We start from the raw sequence: 15,038 nt of genomic DNA on the forward strand, positions 1-15,038 counted from the left end.
GTATTGCCTCGGGGTGCGGCGGTGGACGGGGCGGTCCGGGCCCGTCCACCGGGGCGGTGCGCGGACCCGGCCCCCGGATGCGCGGCCCGAGGGCCGCGCACCCGCCGGGCGCTACCGGACTACTCGACCGTCCAGGTGTCCCCGCTGGCCAGCAGAGACGCCAGGTCGCCGTCGCCCTGCGCGGCCCGCGCGTCGGCGATCTGCTCGTTCAGCAGCTCGTCGTAGGCGGGGCGCCGCACGTCGCGGAACACCCCGACGGGCACGTGCTCGAACGCGGGCTGGTCCAGCCGCGACAGCGCGAACGCGTACCCCGGGTCCTCGCGGTGCGCGTCGTGCCGGATCAGCCGGTCCTCGCCGACGGAGGCGACGTCCACGACATCCAACCCGCCGAACTCCCCGGCGACCACGCCCCGGTCCGCCCCCAGCCGCAGCGGCTCGCCGTGCTCCATACGCAGCAGCCGGGTGTCCCGCGCGGAGGGGTCCTTGAGCGGTTCGAACGCGTCGTCGTTGAAGATCGGGCAGTTCTGGTAGATCTCCACGAAGGACGCCCCCGGGTGGTCGGCCGCCGCCCGCAGCACCGACGTCAGGTGCCTGCGGTCGGAGTCGACCGTGCGCGCCACGAACCCTGCCTCGGCCCCCAGGGCCAACGACACCGGGTTGAACGGGTGGTCGAGCGACCCCACCGGCGAGGACTTGGTGACCTTGCCCGCCTCCGAGGTCGGGGAGTACTGGCCCTTGGTCAGCCCGTAGATCCGGTTGTTGAACAGCAGGATGTTGATGTTGACGTTGCGCCGCAGCGCGTGGATGAGGTGGTTGCCGCCGATCGACAGACCGTCCCCGTCACCGGTGACCACCCACACCGACAGGTCCGGTCGGCTGCTCGCCAGCCCGGTGGCGATGGCCGGGGCGCGTCCGTGGATCGAGTGCATCCCGTAGGTGCTCAGGTAGTAGGGGAAGCGCGAGGAACAGCCGATCCCCGACACGATCACGATGTTCTCGCGCGGGACGCCCAGCTCCGGGAGGAAGGACTGGAAGGCCGCGAGGATCGCGTAGTCGCCGCAGCCCGGGCACCAGCGCACCTCCTGGCCGGACTTGAAGTCCTTCGCCCGGTAGGCGGTGTCGGTCTTCGGGACCAGGCTCAGTCCGGCGAGCCCGCCACCGGCCCGGGGGGCCGTTCCGCTCCCGTGCGCGGCTCCGTCCACGGCGCCGCCGTTCTCACTCACCACGGTCGATGACCTCCTGAAGCACGCCCGCCAGCTCCTCGGCCCGGAACGGAAGACCGCGGACCTTGTTGTAACCGATGACGTCGACCAGGTACCTGCCGCGCAGCAGCAGGGCCAGCTGGCCGAGGTTGATCTCCGGAACCACCACCCGGTCGTAGCGGCGCAGCACGTCGCCGAGGTCGGCCGGGAAAGGGTTGAGGTGGCGCAGGTGGGCCTGGGCGATCCGCCCGCCCGCCCGCCGGACCCGGCGCACCGCCGCCGTGATCGACCCGTAGGTGCCGCCCCACCCCAGGACCAGGACGTCGGCGTCGCCGGTCGGGTCGGACACGTCCACCGGGGGGATGTCGCGCGCGATGGCGTCGATCTTGCCCTGCCTGGTGCGGACCATGAGGTCGTGGTTGGCGGGAGCGTAGGAGATGTCGCCCGTCTCGGCGTGCTTCTCGATGCCGCCGATCCGGTGCTCCAACCCCGCCGTGCCGGGCACCGCCCACGGGCGGGCCAGCGTCCCGCCGTCCCGCAGGTACGGGAGGAAGGCTCCGTCGGGACCGTTGGGCCCGGTGGCGAGGCCGGGATCGATCACGGGCAGCGCGTCGACCTCCGGAAGCCGCCAGGGCTCCGACCCGTTGGCCAGGTACCCGTCCGAGAGCATCACCACCGGCGTGCGGTAGGTGACCGCCAGGCGGACGGCCTCGACCGCGGTGTCGAAACAGTCCGCGGGCGAGGAGGGCGCCACCACCGGGAGCGGTGACTCGCCGTTGCGGCCGTACAGGGCCATGAGCAGGTCGGTCTGCTCGGTCTTGGTCGGCATGCCCGTGCTCGGTCCCGCGCGCTGCACGTCCACCACCACGAGCGGGAGTTCGGTCATGACGGCCAGACCCACCGTCTCCTGTTTGAGCACCATGCCCGGACCCGACGTGGTCGTCACACCGAGCGCGCCGCCGAACGCCGCTCCCAGCGCCGCGCCGACTCCGGCGATCTCGTCCTCCGCCTGGAACGTGCGCACGCCGAACCGCTTGTGCCGGGAGAGCTCGTGGAGGATGTCCGACGCGGGGGTGATCGGGTAGGAGCCCAGGAAGAGCGGGAGACCGGACCGCTGGGACCCTGCGATGAGCCCGTAGGCGGTGGCGAGGTTGCCGGTGATGTTCCGGTAGGTGCCCGAGGGCAGCCGCGCCGGTTTGATCTCGTAGGAGACCGCGAAGTCCTCGGTGGTCTCCCCGAAGTTCCACCCGGCCTGGAAGGCGGTCAGGTTGGCGGCCAGGATGTCGGGCTTGGCGGCGAACTTGGACTTGAGGAAGGACGTGGTGCCCTCGGTCGGCCGGTTGTACATCCAGGACAGGAGACCGAGCGCGAACATGTTCTTCGCCCGCTGGGCGTCCTTCTTCGAGATGTCGTTCCCCGCCAGCGCCTCCACGGTCATGGAGGTCAGCGGGACCGCGCTGACCTTGAACCCGTCGAGCGTGCCGTCGGTGAGGGGGTCGACGTCGTAGCCGACCTTGGCCAGGCTGCGCCGGGTGAACTCGTCGGTGTTGACGATCACCGTCGCGCCCCGTGGCAGGTCGCCGAGGTTGGCCTTGAGCGCGGCGGGGTTCATGGCCACCAACACGTCCGGGGCGTCCCCCGGGGTCATGATGTCGTGGTCCGCGAAGTGCAGTTGGAAGCTGGACACGCCGGGCAGGGTTCCGGCGGGGGCGCGGATCTCCGCGGGGAAGTTCGGCAGTGTCGACAGGTCGTTGCCGAACGACGCGGTCTCCTGGGTGAAACGATCACCGGTCAGCTGCATCCCGTCGCCGGAGTCACCGGCGAAGCGGATGATGACGCGGTCGAGCTGTTCGATCTGTTTGGCCACTGAGATCGACGACCTCCTTGGTGAGCCGCCTGTCGTGCCGGCGGCGGCGCTCGGTTGTCAGCCCCGGGCGAGCCGTGCCGCGCCTGGCGGAACGGTCGGTCCGTGGGCGTGGGGACAGCGGGTGCGGCCCTCGCGGGGACCGGGCGCGCCAACCCGGCCTCGCGTGTCGCGGCGTCGCCGCGGCGGTCGGGTCGTGAAGGGGCCAGCCATCGACGACACGGCCGCTCTCCCGTCGGACCGGGCCGGACCCGGACCGACGTCTGTGGTGCGCGTCCGACGGGCACACCCCCCGTTCGCGACGGGCGGGGGCCGCGGGACGCGACCTGGTGATAAGGGCCACGTTCGCACTATAGGTCGTCGCCCGCAGTCGGTTCGCGGTCGGGTGGCGATTGTCACAGCCGATGGACGGGGGTGCGCTCCGGGGATGTGACGGAGAGCCGGTCACATGGGGAACGCAAGACGCCGACCCGCACGTTTGTCACCATGTACGCATCCAAAGCGGGCGCGGATTCGGTTCGGAGGGGGTGACGGCGTGCACGTCAACGTGGTTCGTGCGGTCGGTCTGTTCGTCGGCGCCGGAGTCCTCCTCGTGGTCGTCGGCTGGCTGTTCGGGGCCGCCGCGGGAGCCCAGTTCTGCCTGGCGCTGGTCGTGTGCGCCGGGGTGCTGGTCTACCTGTTCGGGGAGACCCTCGCGCTGCGCGCGATGCGGGCCCACCCGGTGGGCGAGATCGAGCAGCCGGAGCTGTACCGGATCGTCCGCGAACTGGCCACCGCCGCCCGGCAGCCGATGCCCCGGCTGTACCTGTCGCAGGTGCGCTCGCCCAACGCCTTCGCCACGGGCGGGAGTCCGCGGCGCGCGGCCGTGTGCTGCACCACGGGCCTGCTGCGCACCCTCGACGAGCGCGAACTCCGCGCCGTGCTGGCCCACGAACTCGCGCACATCCGCGCCCACGACACGGTCATCAGCTCGGTGGTGGTCACCCTGACCGGTCTCATCGCCGCGCTGACGATGGTCACCTTCCTGCTGCCCCTGGGCGACTCGGAGGAGACCGACATGCCCAACCTCCTGGGCGGCCTGCTGCTGGCCCTGCTGGCACCCCTGGCCGCGCTGGTGATCCACTGCGGGGCGGGGCGCCGACGGGAGTTCCGCGCGGACGAGGAGGCGGCGCGGCTGACGGGGGACCCGGAGGCCCTGTCGAGCGCGCTGCGCAGACTGGAGGCGGGCGGTCGCGCCTACCCCCTGCCGAGGGAACGTCCCCTGCTGGCCTCGGCGCACCTGATGACCACCAACCCGTTCCCGGACGGGATCGGCAGGCTGTTCTCCGCTCACCCGCCGGTGGCCGAGCGCGTACGGCGACTGCGTGAGCTGCGCCGCGGCTGGGACCTGGGCTGAGACGCGTCGCGGGCCGTCCCTCCCCGCGGGGAGGAACGGCCCGCGGCCGGTTCCGGGGGGTTACCGGTAGTTGACGAACTGGAGGGCCAGGTCGAAGTCCTTGCCCTCGATGAGCTTCATGACGCCCTGGAGGTCGTCCTTCTTCTTGGAGCTGACGCGCAGCTCGTCACCCTGGATCTGCGCCTTGACGCCCTTGGGGCCCTCGTCGCGGATGAGCTTGGAGATCTTCTTGGCGTCCTCGGAGGAGATGCCCTCCTTGAGGCTGACGGGGAGCCGGTACTCCTTGCCGGAGGGCCTGGGCTCGTCGGCCGGGTCCAGGACCTTCAGGGAGATCTTGCGCTTGACCAGCTTCTCCTTGAAGACCTCCAGCGCCGCGTTGGCGCGCTCCTCGGAGCCGCTCTTGATCTCGATCCCGTCCTCGCCCTGCCAGGCGATGGTGGTTCCGGTGCCCTTGAAGTCGAACCGCTGGGCCAGCTCCTTGCCCGCCTGGTTCAGGGCGTTGTCGACCTCCTGACGGTCGAGTTTGGACACGACGTCGAAACTGGATTCGGCGGCCACGTACGCTCACACCCCGCTGTCTGTCATGGGTAGCGGACGCCCGTGGGGCGCCCGCGCGGTCTCGTCCGGCCCGTGCCTGCAGTCCGGCCGGGCGGGGTCACGAGCTTAGCCGTGCACCGGCCGGCACGCCCGAAACCCCTGGTGGGGGCCTCACGGACAAACGATTTCAGGTTTGGGCCGATCATCCGCTAGTCTCTTACATGCGTCGCGACGAACACGTCGCCGCAGCCCAGGCAGGTTGCCCGAGCGGCCAATGGGAGCGGACTGTAAATCCGTCGGCTTTGCCTTCGAAGGTTCGAATCCTTCACCTGCCACCCTGGGAGAGGCCCCGGTGGCCAGCGAACACGCTGGCCACCGGGGCCTCTCGCGTGTCCGGGGTACCGGGCCTCGAACCGAGTGGCCTGTGTCACCCTCCGTGAGGCCCGTCGGGCCCCTGCGGGCCTCGTCGTCACCCTCGGTGGATTCGGCCGGTCGCGGATGGATCGCGATAGCGTCACGGAGAAATTACGTCGAGTGACGATCGGGTTGGCGTGGACGTCCGCTCCCCGTTTTCCCCCGCGCCTCGCTGATCTGCGGTTTCGCTGACAGGGTCGGCGCTTCGAGGGCGTGTCGCCGGGGGGTGTGGGCGGATGTCGTGTGTTCCGCCTGCTTCGTCGTGATGGCGGAGGTCGGCGGTGGTTCGCGGCTCTGGTCGCGGTCATGGTTCCGCGCGCCCTTGGGGGTGTTTCGTGCACCGCACATAAAGAATGTCACCGACAATGCGGACAAATTGCTTCCCGAGTTTCGGCGTTGACAAAAAACAGGGGCCGGATGATGATTGCCCCAGTCCACCGCGACACAGGTGCAAGAAGCGCCTGCGTCTTTTTCTGTCAACACCTCGCATTGATTCTCGGGGGAAACATGATCAAGAAGATGGCCGCTGCTGGCCTGGTCGCCGGTGCCGCGATGGGCGCGATCCTCACGGGGGCTCCCGCTTTCGCCTCCCACGGTGGCGACCAGCAGTTCAACCAGAACCTGCAGGTGGTTCCGATCCAGTCCTGCAACCTGACCGGCAGCGTCGGCCTGGTTGCCGTCACCATTCCGATCCTGTCGCCGCAGACCACCGGCGACTGCACGAACGGGCCCGTCGGCACCAACATCAGCTAGTTTCCGGCAATTCGCCAGACCGAGACAGTTCACAATCTTTTCTGAAGGGTAATGCAAATGCTGCGTAAGCTCGGTGTTGCCGGCCTCATCGCTGGCGCCGCTTTCGGCGTGGTTCTCTCCGGTTCCCCGGCCTCCGCCGACTCGCACGGCGGTCACCAGCAGTACAACCAGAACCTCCAGGGCATCCCGGTCCAGCTGTGCAACACCAGCGCGGCCGTTGGCCTGGTGGCCGTCAACGTTCCGGTTCTGTCGCCGCAGACCACCGGCGACTGCACCAACGGCCCGGTCTCCACCAACATCCGCTAGGGGTTAACCATCATGCTGCGCAAGATCACCACCGCCGGCGCCGTCGCCGGAATCGCCCTGGGCGCCATCCTGGCCGCCACGCCCGCCTCCGCCTCGCACGGCGGCGACCAGCAGTACAACCAGAACCTGCAGGTCGTTCCGGTTCAGCTCTGCAACACCGAGCTGGCCGTGGGCCTCCTGGCCGGCGTCAACATCCCGATCCTGTCGCCGCAGACCACCGGCGACTGCGTCAACGGGCCGACGCACACCAACATCGACTAGGAGACCCGGCGATGCTGCGTAAGCTCACCGTGGCCGGTGCCATCGCGGGGATCGCGTTCGGGGCGGCTCTGGCGGCCTCCCCGGCCTCGGCCTCGCACGGCGGCGACCAGCAGTTCAACCAGAACCTGCAGGTCGTTCCGGTTCAGCTCTGCAACACCGAGCTGGCCGTGGGCCTGGTCGGTGCCAACGTGCCGATCCTGTCGCCGCAGACCACCGGCGACTGCACCAACGGCCCCGAGAGCACCAACATGAGCCACGAGGACGACGGGTACGGCTTCTAGCCCACCCAGCGTGGCGGGGCCGTCGGCCCCACAGTGACGGAACAGAGCGGTTCGGAGGCCCCCCGGCGTGTGCTGGGGGGCCTTCCCGCTGTTCAGGGGCATGATGGGGGCCACACGGAGGAGGTCGGAATGAAGCGTGCCCTTCTGGGCGGTGTCGCCCTTGTCCTGCTGACGGCCTGCGGACAGCAGATCGAGCCACCCCGGGAACCCGAGGGCGGGGGTACGTCCCCGGACGACGGCGGGACGCCGACCGCCGGCGACGCGGACGCCGGGACCTACGTGTTCAACCGCTACGGCGACCCCGAGGGCTACGACGACCAGCGGCCCACGGACTACGTCGCCACCGAGTTCACCACCTTCGGCCGGATGAACTGGGAGGAGTGGTCCGCGGACACCGCGCGGGGCCACGGTGAGCTCTCCGGCACCTGGTGCTTCGAACAGGGCTGCGTGGGCAATCCCTACGAGGTGGACGTCGAGCTCTCCGAGCCGACGGACGTCGGCGGCACCGTGTACTTCTCGACCTACACGGTCAGCGACCCCGCCGGTGACATGCCCGCCGACGCCCGCGAGGCGATGGAGTCCGCGGACGCCGGTCGACTGGACCTGCCTCCGCAGGAGTGACCGCGTCACCCGGAATCGGTCCAATCTTAGGAAAAAGTACATAATCCCTGCTCAGAGCTGGTGTCGGGGGTGGCCCAGTCGGGCCATCCGGGCCCGAACCGGGCGTGGCGCGTCCCGGAGGTCTCTACTCTGCTGAGTTGTGGGACTCAAGGAGCGTCCAGAGGACGGCGCGCACGAAGGACACGGCCCCGGCGACCCGTCGGCGGCACGACACGGCCGCGCGGCCCTGCTGCGTCTGGCCTCCTGGTTCGAGGAGGCCGACCCGGACCGGGCCGACGCGCTGGCCGCCGCCGCCTACGGCCTGCACGCCTCCCTCCACCTCGGCGGCCGTGTGGACGACACGGTCGCCGCCACGACCAGCTGGTGGCAGGCCGAGCCCGACCGCAGCCCGGTCACCGAACGCCCCGGCACGCGACCGCCCGAACCCGTCCGCGACCACCGCGCCCAGCGCGCACGGCTCCGCGACGCGGCCGAGTCCTCCGCCCACTGGCGCCGTGCGGGCGCCGCGCAGGTGCGGTCCCTGCTCACCGAGCCCACGGGCGCACGGGCCAGCCTGGACCTGTCCGGGGCCGGTATGGAGGTCCTCATGGAGCTCCTCACCGCCGCCCTCGGGGCCGGGGACGCCAGCCACCGGCCCACCTCCGCCGGGGACCTGGAGTTCTCCCTGCGGTTGCACGTGGTCTCCGCACCGGGAGCCGAGGTCACCATCCTGGGGGAGGGCGGAGAGCTGACCCTGGAGGGGCTGCGCCTCTGCGTGACCCCCTACGACCAGCACACCGTCGAACTCCCGGCGTTGCCGGACCCCCTGACCGAACCCGTCGCCGAGGAGTCCGCCGAGAGCCGCGGGGGCCCGGCCTCCCCGGAGCCATCCGAGTCCCAGGAGCTCTCCGAACCCCGGGACACCACGGTGGCCCAGGACCCCTCCGGGTCTCCGGAGGCACGCACCCCCCAGGTGACTCGGACGGACCAGGAGCCCGCCGAGAGCCAGGAGGACCCGGGCCCCCGGGAGACCTCCGGGTCCGGGGACGCCGCGGTGCCCCCGGACGCCCCCCGCGGGACCGCCCAGCCCCTGACCGCCACGGAACTCCTCACGTCCCTGCTGCCCGGGGACACCGCCGCGGCCCGGCCCGACCGCGACGCCGCGGACGCCGACACCGGGCCCCTCCCCGTCGTCACGCCGCAGACCCGCGACGGCGATCCGGCGGCACCGGCCGACACCCCCCGGCCCGACGACGCGGGGGCCGAACCGCCCCGGGGCGGGGCCCCGCACTCCCGAGCGGACGCCAACCCCGACAACGAGACCACCGGACCGATCGACCTGTCCGCGCACCGGCGCGACGCCCACTAGACGGGGGTGAAGAAGACGGACACCTACAGTGAGGACGCCGCCCTCATCGGCGAGCGCCAGGCGGCCGCCCGCGCGCTCATGGCGCGTCCGCTGATCACCGCGCGCACCCACCCGGCCGAGTTCGCGCTCGTGCGCACCCACGCCGAGTGGCTCGTCCAGCGCTTCCAACGCGTACTCGGCTACCGGCTGACCGTCGCCGACGACCACGCGCGCCTCGCCAAGCGCGGGCTCGTCACCGAGATCACCCGGCCCCACACCCGGCACACCGGCGCCCGCTTCACCCCGCGCGTCCACACCTATCTGGCACTGTCCCTGGCGGTCCTGCCGGAGGAGCCGGAGCCCCTCCCGGTCCGGACGCTCGCCGCCCGGGTCCGCGCCGCGGGCCGGGAGGCCGGCGTCGACGCCGACCCCGCACGCGGACTCGGGGAGCGCCGCGCGTTCTGCGCCGCCCTGACCCGGCTGGTCGGCCTCGGCGCCCTCACCGAGGTGTCCGGAACCGTCGCCGACCACCGCGCCGACGCCACCGCCGACCCGCTGCTGCGCCCGGAACACCAGGTGCTCAGCTCCGTCGTCGCGCATCCGCCGCACGCGGGCGACACCCCCGACAGCTTCCTCGCGGAGGCGGCCGACACCGCCCCCTCCGGGGACCACGCGGGGGAGGTCGCCCTGCGCCGCCTGCTCGCGGAGACCGCCGTCGTCTACCGCGAGGAGCTCCCCGACCGCCAGCGCGACCGGCTCGCCGCCCACCAGTGGCGCGCGGCCGCCGCCCTGGGCAACCTCCTCGGCCTCGACACCGAGGTCCGCGCCGAGGGCGTCGCGCTCGTCTCCCCCGACGAGGCCGCGCCGCACACCGCCCTCCCCTCCGACGACCCCGTCGGCCAGACCGCACTCGCCCTGGTCCGACACCTCTCCGGCCGCCTGCACCCCGGCCGACCCGCCACCTCCGTCCCCGTCCCCGAACCCGAACTGGACGCCGTGCTCGACGTCCTGTGCGCCGAGGGGACCCCCGAACGGGCCGAGTGGTCCCGGACGGCCGGACCGGAGATCCCCGATCCGGACCGGCTCCGCGCACGGGTGCTGACCCTGCTGGCCGACCTCGGCCTGCTCCGTGGCGGCCCCGGCCGCCGGCGGCTCACCGCCGCGGCCGCCCGCTACGGAGGCGACGCGGACGAGCGCGTCCCCCGGATCCAGGACAATGACGACAACAGCCGGACACACCCCGACGAAACGAGTGGCGCCGACCCCGGCGCGCCCGGGGCCTCCGCCGACCCCCACGGTGATCTGAGCCGCGTGGCGTCCGTGCTGCAAGCGGTGGCGAACGAGAAGGTGAGCGCGACCAGTGGTGACCCAGGAGACGAGCGAGACCCCCGGAACGGTTCCGACTGACCCGGCCAGTGCGCCCCGCTACCGTCTCGAACGGGCGGGTATCCGCAACGTCTGGCAGTACGACGACCAGGTCCTCGACTTCGCCGAGGGGCGCCTCCTGCTGCGCGGACGCAACGGCGCGGGCAAGTCCAAGGCCCTGGAGATGCTGCTGCCCTTCCTCCTGGACGGGGACGTCCGCCGCCTGGACACCACCGGAACCAACCGCACCAGCCTGCGCTGGCTGATGGCCGACGGCCCCAGGGCGGGCCGCGGACCCGACCCCGAGGAGACCGGTCCCGACCTGCTGGGCGGCGCCGAACTGCCCGAACCCGCCGACGAGGACGGCGCGCCGGACGACACCGGAGCCGGCCCCGCCACACGCCTGGGCTACCTGTGGGTCGAGTTCACCACCGCCCGGGGCGACCGCGGCCTGGACGCCGCCGGACGCGGTGCCGCCGACCGGGAACGGGACGACTCCGCCGCGGCCCCGGACGGCCCGCCCCGCCACCTCACGCTCGGCGCCGCCGTCCTGGCCGTCGGCGACGCCGACCCGCGCTGCGTGTTCTTCGTCACCGACCGCCGTGTCGGGTACGACCTGGAGCTGGTCACCGACGGCCGTCCCAAGCCCGTCGACCGCCTCCGCTCCGAGCTCGGCGCCGACCACTGCTTCACCAGCCCGGTCGCCTACCGGGCCCGCGTCATGAGCACCCTCTTCGGCATCGACGACTCCGTCCGCTACCGCAACCTCGTCCACCTGCTCTACCGCCTGCGCAGGCCCACCATCGGCGACCGCCTCGAAGCCGGGGAGCTCGTCAGCGTCCTGTCCGAGGCGCTGCCGCCGATGGACGAGACCGTCCTGGACGAGGTCGCCCGCAACATCGCCGACCTCGAACAGGCCCGCACCGAGAAGGACGCGCTCACCCGCGCCGACGCCGGGGTCGCCGACTTCCTCACCGACTACCGCGGCTACCTGGTCCACGCCCTGCGCGCCCGCGCCACCGCGGTCCGCGAGCGCCTCGACTCCTGCGCCGCGCGCACCGCCGAGGCCGACCGCCTGCGCGCCGAACTCGACGAGCTCGTCACCGCGGAGAGCCGCATCTCCGAGGAACGCGACCAGGCCCGCCGCACCCGCGACACCGCCAACGCCGACGACGGCACCCTCTCCACCGCAGCCCAGAGCGGCGGAGCGACCGCCACCGACAACGAACGCCGCGCCTACGACGCCGCCGTCGGCGCCTACATCCGTGCCGCCGAGGCCGCCTGGGTCGCCGCGGAACACGCCGAACGCACCGAGGACCACGCCGTCGAGCGGCTCGGCGAGGACACCGGTGCCATCGAACGCACCCTCGACGTCCTCCGGCAGACCCACACCGAGGCCACCCGCGCGGCCGTCGCCGCCGGGATCGACCCCGCCGCCCTCGGCCGCGTCCCCGACACCGACGCCCGCGTCCACGCCCCCCGGGAGAGCACCACCCGCGTCGACCTCCAGGGACTGGAACAGGCCGTCGAACGTCCGCCCGTCGACGGCATCGACCTCGACGCCCTGCGCGAGCACCTCGGCCGGCTCCACGACCGGTTCACCTCGGCCGCCGCCCTCGCCGACGCCCGCACCGACGCCGCGACCCGCCTCACCGGCCTCACCACGGACGAGGCCGCATCCGACCGCCGCCTGGTCGCCCTCACCAGCGAGGCGGAGAGCGCCGAGGCCCACCTCGAACACGCGCACAGCCGCGAACGCGACGCCATCGCCCGCCTGCGCGGGGAGAGCGCCGACTACGCCGAGGGGGTCCGCGCCTGGACCGCCCGTCTGCGCGACTCCAGCCACGCCCACGCCCTGGGCGAGGCCATCCACGAACTGGAGGGCAGTGTCGAACTGCCCATCAGCGAGGACCTGCGTGTCCTGGCCGCCGACGTGCCCGTGGGCGTCTCCCGGCTGGCCCACGCCGCCGTCGACCCGCTCCTGGAGGAGCTCCGCGCCCGCCGCGACGTCGCCGTGGGGGAGGAGGGCCGGCTCTCCGACGAACTCCACGAGCTCGCCGACCGCCGTGCCCACAACACCGACCACGCCCCCGAACGCCCGGCCTGGGCCACCCATCCCCGACCCGACGGGGAGGGCGTCCCCTTCCACCTGGCCGTCGACTTCGCCGAGGACCTCACCCACGACCAGCGGGCCGGGCTCGAGGCCGCCCTGGAGGCCAGCGGGCTGCTCACCGCGTGGATCCGCGCGGACGGCGTCCTCCACGACCCCGCCACGCGCGACATCGTGCTCACCCCGGCGCGCCCCGCCAAGGGCCGCACCCTCCTCGACGCCCTCGTGCCCGTGGCCGCACCCGACACCGGGGTCAGCCACGACACGCTCCGTACGCTGCTCTCCTCCGTCGCACTGCGCTCCGGGGCCCAGGACGCGGCCGAGGACTCCGAACCCAAGCACCGCCGCGACGCCGCGGTCGCCACCGTCAGCTCCATGTCCCTCGGCGGCGGCTGGCGCCTCGGGGTCACCTCCGGGGCACACCACAAGTCCGATCCCGAGTTCATCGGCGAGGCCGCCCGCAAACGCGCCCGCGACCGCCAGGTGGCCAACACCGACCGCCGCAGGGCCATCGCCGAGGCGCTGCTCTCCGAGGCCGGGGAGCGCCGCTGGGCCGTGGAGAGCTCCTACGCCGAACTCCTGGAGGTCTCCCGCGACCTTCCCGACCCCGCCCCGCTGGTCCGCGCCTGGGCGACCCTCGACGTCGCCCGAGCCGACGTGGCCGCCGCCCGCCGCGCCCACGACACCGCCCAGACCGCCGCAGACGAGGCCCGGGCCGAACTCCTGGACATCCGCGCCCGCCTCCGCGAGGCCGCCCGGCCGTCGGAGCACCGTCCGCTCCCGACCGTGCGCGCCGAACTCGACAGCACCCTGCGCGCCCTCGACCACCTGCGTGTCCTGGTCGCCACGGCACTGCGCGACCTCGACGTCCTGGCCTGGGCCCTGGCCGACCACGAGCGCCACGTCGCGGCCTGGGGGCGCGCCCGCTCCGACCGGGTCCTGGCCGAGGACGCCCGGGCCGCCGCCATCGACGACATGATCACGGTCCGCCGCCAGATCGAACTGGGCGACCGGGCCCGCGGCGTGCCCGGGGAACAGCTCGAAGCGGCCCGCGAACAGGTCCGGGTCCGCGCCGAGGAGGCCGCCGCCCGGCTGCCCGAGCTCGAACGCGCGGCCCAGCGCGCCCGCGACGACCGGGTCAGCGCCGAGGCCCGCCTCGCCGCCGCCACCCGCGAACGGGCCGAACAGGTCCGACTGGCCCTCGTCGCCGGGGACGCGCTCGTCTTTGCCGTCACGACCGGTTCGGGGACCTCCGGCGACGCACCCGACGCGGTCCTGCTCGGTGCCGCCGGTCTCGCCGACTGCGCGGCCGCCGACGCGCCCCTGGCCCGCTACCTCGCCGCCCGCGCCGAGGGCGCCCCGTCCTCCGACGACGGCGACGCCGGGGGGCCGGCACCCGCCGGGGAGGCCCCCGCGTCGCCGCCCGGCCCCGACGCCCGCCTCGCCCTGCTGGAGGATGTCGTCACCCGGTTGGAGGAGGGTCTCGCCGACCAGGGTGAGGCCGCCGACGTCGACGACAGCGCGATCCTCGGCAGCCGCGAGGAACTGCGCCGTCTGCTCTCCTCGGTCGGCTGGTCCCAGACCCGTACCGAGCTCAGTGAACCGCGCGGGCTCAAGCGGCTCACCGTCCACGACGAGGACGGCACCCACGACGTCACCGGCTACGCGGAACGCGTCAAGGCCGCCGCCGCGCGCGCCGAGGAGACCGTCGCCATCGCGGAGGAGGAGGCCTTCGAACGGCACCTGCTCGGCGAACTCGCCGGCCACCTCTCCCGCCAGATCGACGAGGCGCGCCGCCTCATCGCCACCATGAACGGCGTCCTCAAGGACGTCACCACCTCCGCCGGACTCGGTGTCCGCCTGGACTGGGACCTGGCCCCCGACGCCGGGGCCGACGTCGAGGCCGTCGTCCCGCTCCTGGCCACTCCGGCCGAGAGGCGCACCCGGGTCCAGACCACGCGCCTGCGCGACGCCCTGCGCCGCTGCATCGAGGCGATCCGCCGACTCGACCCCACCGCGACCGGCGGCGCCCAGCTCCGCGCGGCCCTGGACTACCGCTCCTGGTTCGCCTTCACCGTCTACGTCACCGACGGCAGCGGGGCCGAGCGCAGGCTCGGCCACCGGACCGCTCTCAGCCAGGGCGAGCAGCGGGTGGTGGCCTACCTGGTGCTGTTCGCCGCCGCGGCCGCCCAGTTCGACGCCCTCGGTGCCCACGCCCCGTGGGCGCCCAGGCTCATCCTGCTCGACGACGCGTTCGCCAAGGTCGACGAACCCACGCACGGACGACTGCTGGGACTGCTCGTGGAACTCGACCTCGACTTCGTGCTGACCTCCGAACGTGTGTGGGGTTGCTTCGCCAGCGTGCCGAGCCTCAACATCTACGAGTGCCTGCGCGACCCCGACGTGCCCGGCATCGCCACACTGCACTTCACCTGGGACGGGAGCAGGCGCAGGCTGGTCGGCGTGTGAGCGGGGTGTGAGACGGCCGGTTCCGGGCACGGCGGACGGCGGGTGGCCGGGGGGAGGCGGAAGAGGAGACGAGGGGGAAGTAAGCGTGCTTGTTTCCCCTCTGTCCTAATCTGCTTGTGCAGGATCGACAAC

The 15,038-nt window shown here is 72.9% G+C and carries 12 protein-coding genes and 1 tRNA gene; 10 read left to right on the forward strand and 3 right to left on the reverse strand.

Features of this window, described 5'->3' with window-relative positions; translation table 11 throughout:
• Positions 1-119: 119 nt before the first annotated feature.
• Together ACTVAJ_RS12920 and ACTVAJ_RS12925 are read right to left on the reverse strand one after the other, a co-directional pair.
• The gene (locus ACTVAJ_RS12920) at positions 120-1,223 is read right to left on the reverse strand and encodes a 2-oxoacid:ferredoxin oxidoreductase subunit beta (protein WP_470388494.1); all 1,104 of its coding nucleotides are present in this window, start codon (positions 1,221-1,223) and stop codon (positions 120-122) included.
• Complete coding sequence (locus tag ACTVAJ_RS12925; protein WP_470388374.1) at positions 1,216-3,069, reverse strand: 2-oxoacid:acceptor oxidoreductase subunit alpha; 1,854 nt, start codon at positions 3,067-3,069, stop codon at positions 1,216-1,218. The genes ACTVAJ_RS12920 and ACTVAJ_RS12925 overlap by 8 nt, the downstream gene beginning before the upstream one ends.
• A 532-nt stretch (positions 3,070-3,601) precedes the next feature.
• On the opposite strand from ACTVAJ_RS12925, the gene ACTVAJ_RS12930 reads away from it, so the two are divergent.
• On the forward strand, positions 3,602-4,462 hold the full coding sequence (locus tag ACTVAJ_RS12930) for a M48 family metalloprotease (RefSeq protein WP_470388375.1): 861 nt from the start codon (positions 3,602-3,604) through the stop codon (positions 4,460-4,462).
• Positions 4,463-4,522: 60 nt separating this feature from the next.
• Here the strand turns inward: ACTVAJ_RS12930 and ACTVAJ_RS12935 are convergent, their stop codons facing one another.
• The gene (locus ACTVAJ_RS12935; RefSeq protein ID WP_470388376.1) at positions 4,523-5,020 is read right to left on the reverse strand and encodes a YajQ family cyclic di-GMP-binding protein; all 498 of its coding nucleotides are present in this window, start codon (positions 5,018-5,020) and stop codon (positions 4,523-4,525) included.
• Between the two features lie 232 nt (positions 5,021-5,252).
• Between ACTVAJ_RS12935 and ACTVAJ_RS12940 the strand changes: the two genes are divergently transcribed.
• The 9 genes from ACTVAJ_RS12940 (at position 5,253) to ACTVAJ_RS12980 (ending at position 14,906) form a co-directional block, all read left to right on the forward strand.
• Positions 5,253-5,334 (forward strand) — tRNA-Tyr (locus ACTVAJ_RS12940).
• A 586-nt stretch (positions 5,335-5,920) separates the two neighbouring features.
• Positions 5,921-6,166: a hypothetical protein gene (locus tag ACTVAJ_RS12945; protein ID WP_017598507.1), complete on the forward strand. Its 246-nt coding sequence runs from the start codon at positions 5,921-5,923 to the stop codon at positions 6,164-6,166.
• 57 nt (positions 6,167-6,223) lie between these two features.
• On the forward strand, positions 6,224-6,472 hold the full coding sequence (locus ACTVAJ_RS12950) for a hypothetical protein (RefSeq protein ID WP_017598508.1): 249 nt from the start codon (positions 6,224-6,226) through the stop codon (positions 6,470-6,472).
• Positions 6,473-6,484: 12 nt separating this feature from the next.
• Positions 6,485-6,733 carry a hypothetical protein gene (locus ACTVAJ_RS12955; RefSeq protein WP_017598509.1) on the forward strand — a complete coding sequence of 83 codons (249 nt, stop codon included), beginning with the start codon at positions 6,485-6,487 and terminating at the stop codon, positions 6,731-6,733.
• A gap of 11 nt (positions 6,734-6,744) precedes the next feature.
• Positions 6,745-7,014, forward strand: coding sequence for a hypothetical protein (locus tag ACTVAJ_RS12960; RefSeq protein ID WP_470388377.1), 270 nt, complete (start codon positions 6,745-6,747; stop codon positions 7,012-7,014).
• Between the two features lie 129 nt (positions 7,015-7,143).
• On the forward strand, positions 7,144-7,635 hold the full coding sequence (locus tag ACTVAJ_RS12965; RefSeq protein WP_470388378.1) for a hypothetical protein: 492 nt from the start codon (positions 7,144-7,146) through the stop codon (positions 7,633-7,635).
• 139 nt (positions 7,636-7,774) lie between these two features.
• Positions 7,775-8,983, forward strand: a complete 1,209-nt coding sequence (locus ACTVAJ_RS12970; RefSeq protein WP_470388379.1) for a DUF2397 family protein — start codon at positions 7,775-7,777, stop codon at positions 8,981-8,983.
• 6 nt (positions 8,984-8,989) lie between these two features.
• Positions 8,990-10,369: a TIGR02678 family protein gene (locus tag ACTVAJ_RS12975; RefSeq protein ID WP_470388380.1), complete on the forward strand. Its 1,380-nt coding sequence runs from the start codon at positions 8,990-8,992 to the stop codon at positions 10,367-10,369.
• On the forward strand, positions 10,323-14,906 hold the full coding sequence (locus ACTVAJ_RS12980; RefSeq protein WP_470388381.1) for an SbcC/MukB-like Walker B domain-containing protein: 4,584 nt from the start codon (positions 10,323-10,325) through the stop codon (positions 14,904-14,906). Before ACTVAJ_RS12975 ends, ACTVAJ_RS12980 begins: the two co-directional genes overlap by 47 nt.
• Positions 14,907-15,038: the final 132 nt, after the last annotated feature.

Source organism: Nocardiopsis sp. KDC1DS13DA1, assembly GCF_055632325.1.